Origin of the sequence: Halorubrum sp. GN12_10-3_MGM, assembly GCF_005435235.1 — an archaeon.
Lineage (GTDB): Archaea > Halobacteriota > Halobacteria > Halobacteriales > Haloferacaceae > Halorubrum > Halorubrum ezzemoulense.
Map to the genome: position 1 here is coordinate 1 of NZ_SGUB01000063.1, position 1,046 is coordinate 1,046.

A 1,046-nucleotide genomic window follows, 5' to 3' on the forward strand; every position below is an offset into this window, starting at 1 on the left:
TCTTTGAATTCCGCTTCGCTCTCAACGACGATTGGTGCCATCGTCCATTTGAGATACTTCCAGACTTGCTCGATTGGGTTGAGGTGCGGTGAGCCTGATGGAATGAAAATCAGGTCAATCCCGAGTTGATGCGCACGCTTGCGCGTGTGTTTACATCTATGTGAACCGTGCTTATCCAAGACGAGCAGAATCCGCTTGCCCGGATTCTGCTCGCGGATCTTCTCTAATACCCCGCAAATCTGCTCTTTCTCTTCGTTCTCAGTGAACGTTACCAGACTCTCACCGTTGAGCGCGTAGAATCCGACCGCAGAATCGTGTGTCTTGACTAACTCCCGTTCGATGTGAGGGTCGTCAACGTACCAAACACGCCGCGAGTTATCGTACGGCTGTGGCTTCGATGCATCAAAAAACCCGAGGACGGTACCCCCATCAGTACAAATATCATCCTCAACAATCCACCCTTCTTCGTCTTCTCCCTCACGTTTGTTGTGTGGCTGGTCGTCCTCGTCGAGCGCGTCATCGACGCGCTCTTCGAGGATTTCATCAGGATTCTCTGGCCGATGTGGACGCTTTGGTCGTGGTTTCGCGTACGAGAGACCGAGTTTCCGAAGGAAAGTACCGAGGTAATTTGGGCTGTAGGAAACGCCAAATTCCTCCTGAAGAAGATGCTGAATCTCCTGTGATTTCCACGGTTGGCCGTCACGAAGCATCTCCACCAGCTCGTCTTGCTCATCCTCGTCGAGTTTCGGGGGCCGGCCGCCCCCGAAACTCGGCATCAGTCCTTCTAGGCCATCCTCGTTCCAAGCATCCGCCCAGCGACCACCGGTGGCGGCCGACCGACCTTCGCGGTCGGCGGCCTCCGGAATTGAGTCACCCCGGTAGAGATTCTTCAAAAATCCAAGACGGCGGAGGTGGTGATCGTCTTCGGCCTCACGTAGCAGTTCATCGATTTCTTCCTCAGTCAAGTGATGCTCAATCTCTTTTCGACGTGAGCGCTCCATTACTCTTCTATCAAGCTTAACTAACAAAAGTTTTCATACTCATTA

At 53.0% G+C, this 1,046-nt stretch carries 1 protein-coding gene; it reads right to left on the reverse strand.

Going from position 1 to position 1,046, the window contains the following annotated elements; all coding sequences use genetic code 11:
* A partial coding sequence (locus tag EXE47_RS18240; protein WP_137708628.1) for an IS630 family transposase occupies positions 1–1,001 on the reverse strand: 1,001 nt, incomplete at its 3' end.
* Positions 1,002–1,046 lie beyond the last annotated feature (45 nt).